Source organism: Micromonospora sp. NPDC049580 (assembly GCF_040675595.1).
In the GTDB taxonomy this organism is placed as follows: Bacteria; Actinomycetota; Actinomycetes; order Mycobacteriales; family Micromonosporaceae; genus Micromonospora.
Genome location: NZ_JBFAPG010000617.1, coordinates 1 through 3,130, shown reverse-complemented (window position 1 = coordinate 3,130; position 3,130 = coordinate 1). Strand labels below are relative to the sequence as shown.

Here is a 3,130-nt window from a genome sequence, read left to right as displayed (position 1 = left end):
CACCAACCCGGACGCCTACTACGAGGGCTGGAACGACGAGGCCGGCCTGCGCCGCGAGGTGCTCGACCCGGCCGGCCCCGGCGGCGACGGGCAGGTGCTGCCGTCGCTGTGGGACGCCGTCGCCGACCGGGCCAGCCGCGCCCGGTACGTCGACCTGCCACCCGGCGGCGTGGTCCTGGTCAGCGGCGCGCTCCTGCTCGGTGGGGCGCTGCCCTTCGACGTGACCGTCCACCTTCAGCTGTCCCCGGCGGCGCTGCGCCGCCGCACCGGTCCGGCCGACGAGTGGACCCTGCCGGCCTTCGACCGCTACGCCGAGGAGGTGGTTCCCGCCAGCTTCGCCGACGTGGTGGTACGCGCCGACGACCCCCGTCACCCCGCGCTCGTGCAGGCCGGCGGCAGCTGAGAAATCGTCGGTTTGCGTGTCACGTCCGCCGGGTACTCGCCCGGCTCACAGAGCGTGGGTGACCGCCCGCGTACCGGATGCGACCGTTGACCGGGGCCCACGCCGCCGGCACCCGGTTCACCTTGAGCCACCAGGCCCAGGAAAGGCAGGCAGCGATGCTCGTCCACGACACGGTCGGTACGGGCCGATCCCAGACGGAGATCGACCAGATCCGGCACTCCCTGCAGGCGCGCTACGACGAGCTGACCGCCGAGTACGAGCAGGCCGTGCTGCAGAGCCAGGTGCTGCGTCTGGTGGAGGTCGGTGACACCGCCGGCGACGACCAGGCCGACAGCGGCACCAAGACGGCCGAGCGCGACACCGCGCAGTCCCTGCTGCGGACCATTCTCGACCGGCGCACCCAGTACGAGCACGCCCTGGGCCGCCTCGCCGAGGGCACGTACGGCTGGTGCGAGGGCTGCTCGGCGGCGATCCCGGTGGAGCGCCTGGAGATCTTCCCGGCCGCGACCACCTGCGTGACCTGCAAGCAGACCCGCGAGCGGCGGGCGGCCTGAGCGACGGCAGCGGTTGCCGGTCGGTTCACGGCACGATGGACTTCCCCCATGGGTGACATCCTGGTGGGCACCGCATCCTGGACCGACCGCACACTGCTCGACTCGGGCTGGTATCCCCAGACCGCGGACACGCCGGAGAAGCGCCTGGCGTACTACGCCCGGCAGTTTCCGCTGGTCGAGGTGGACGCGACCTACTACTCACCGCCCGCCGAGGCGACCGCACGGCTGTGGGCCGAGCGCACCCCGGCGGGCTTCACGTTCAACATCAAGGCCTTCAGCCTGCTCACCGGGCATCCCACCCGGGTCGGCGCGCTCTACAAGGACCTGCGGCCGGAGACGGACAAGAAGAACGTCTACCCCGACGACCTGCCCGCGCAGGCGTACGAGGAGGTGTGGACGCGTTTTCTGTCCGCGCTGGACCCGCTGGTCGAGGCGGGCAAGCTCGGGGCGCTGCTGTTCCAGTTCCCGCCCTGGTTCACGATCAAGCGGGCCAACAAGCAGTACCTGCTGGAGGTGGCGAAGCGCTGTGCGCCGCTGCGACCGGCCTACGAGTTCCGCCACGCGTCCTGGTTCGACGGCGACAACGCCGACGAGACCCTCGCCTTCCTCAGCGAGCACCGGCTGCCGTACGTCTGTGTGGACATGCCGCAGGGCCACCGCTCGTCGGTGCCCCCGGTGCTGGCCGCCACCGGCGACCTCGCGGTGATGCGCTTTCACGGCCACAGTGACAAGTGGACCAGCAAGGACATCCACGAGAAGTTCGGCTACCACTACTCCAAGCGGGAGCTGGCCGACTGGGCGCCGAAGCTGCGCGAGCTGGCCGACTCCGCCGGGCAGACCCACGTCCTCATGAACAATTGTTACCGGGACTTCGCCCAGACCAACGCGAAAACCCTCGCGAATCTCCTCGACGTCGGCTGACCTCACCCGATCCGGGTGGGGCCGGCTCACCCGCCCGACCGGCACGGTGGACACGGTGGGTACGGCCGCACGGAGGTGGCCGACGCCGGAGAGGACACGGAGGTGACGGGGGATGACGGTTCGAGTGGTGACGGATCGACGGCGGGGCGCCGTCCTGCACGTGGTCGGCACTGCCGACAACACCCGGCGCGCGCCACAGGGCACCCCGGTACGGGCCCGCCGCGGCCCGGTGGGGCCGCCGCGACGCGCTGACGACCGACGGTGGGACACGACGGAACGGGGGTCGACCGATGGCTGAAGCGATGATCTCCGCTTTCGAGAGTTCGCTGGACAAGACGAACCTGATCCTCAAGGACATCGAGAACGCCTACGGGTGGCCGAAGGAGCAGCGCAACCAGTCGTACGCGGCGCTGCGTACCGTGCTGCACCTGCTGCGCGACCGGTTGCCGGTCAACGAGAGCGTCGAGTTCGCCCAGCAGTTGCCGGTGCTGGTCCGGGGGATCTACTTCGACGGCTGGAACCCGTCGGACGTGCCGATCAAGCTCAACCGCGACGACTTCCTCTACGAGGTCCGGCAGGGCTTCCCGTACGACGTCGAGGGCGGCGCGGAGCGGGTGACGCAGGTGGTGCTGGACACCCTGCGTCGGCACGTCACCCAGGGCGAGTGGCAGGACGTGAAGGACACCATGCCGAAGAATCTCGCCACGTTCATGCCGTGACGCCGTGACGCGTGAGCCCGCCCGACGACGCCGTCGGGCGGGCTCAGCGCTCGGCCGCGTCGGCCTCGGCAGCGGAGGGCACCCGCGACACCGGATGACCGGCCGCGCGGGCCAGCGCCGCGAAGGCGACGGCGTCGGTGACGGCCGCGCCGCCGGGGTCGTTGTTGAAATAGACGTACGCCGGCTCGTCCGCGCCGAACGCGTCGGTGAGCCGGCGAACCCACGAGCCGAGCGCGGTACGCCCGTAGTGCGGCCACGGTCGGGCCCGCCCCTCGTGCAGCCGCAGGTAGCCGAAGTCGGTGGTACGCCAGCGGGGCGCCACCGGACGACCGAGGCGACCCGCCCAGACCAGCGCGGCCCGCCGCCGTTCCAGGACGGCACGGGTGGCGTCGGTCCACCATGACGGGTGCCGCGGCTCGACCGCCACCCGCACCTGCGCCGGGAACAGCCGCAGCGTCGCGTCGAGCGCCTCGACGTCCGCCCGCAGGTTCGGTGACCGGCTCGGGCCGGTGCTGCTGCAACTGCCACCGAAC

General features: G+C 71.5%; 4 protein-coding genes and 1 pseudogene. 4 read left to right on the top strand and 1 reads right to left on the bottom strand.

The features are described from left to right. The 4 genes and pseudogenes from AB0J68_RS29995 to AB0J68_RS29980 form a co-directional block, all read left to right on the top strand. Nucleotides 1-403, top strand: a pseudogene (locus AB0J68_RS29995) (uridine kinase); the annotation flags it as partial. A gap of 155 nt (nt 404-558) precedes the next feature. After that, nucleotides 559-957, top strand: coding sequence for a TraR/DksA C4-type zinc finger protein (locus tag AB0J68_RS29990; protein ID WP_007459738.1), 399 nt, complete (start codon nt 559-561; stop codon nt 955-957). 48 nt (nt 958-1,005) lie between these two features. Then, on the top strand, nt 1,006-1,878 hold the full coding sequence (locus AB0J68_RS29985; protein WP_354860334.1) for a DUF72 domain-containing protein: 873 nt from the start codon (nt 1,006-1,008) through the stop codon (nt 1,876-1,878). A 290-nt stretch (nt 1,879-2,168) separates the two neighbouring features. Further along, nucleotides 2,169-2,597 (top strand): DUF2267 domain-containing protein, encoded by a 429-nt coding sequence (locus AB0J68_RS29980; RefSeq protein WP_354860335.1) that lies wholly within the window; start codon nt 2,169-2,171, stop codon nt 2,595-2,597. 43 nt (nt 2,598-2,640) lie between these two features. On the opposite strand, the gene AB0J68_RS29975 is transcribed toward AB0J68_RS29980, so the two are convergent. Continuing rightward, nucleotides 2,641-3,130, bottom strand: a 490-nt coding sequence (locus AB0J68_RS29975) for a DUF72 domain-containing protein (RefSeq protein WP_363941976.1), incomplete at its 5' end; no start/stop codon positions are given.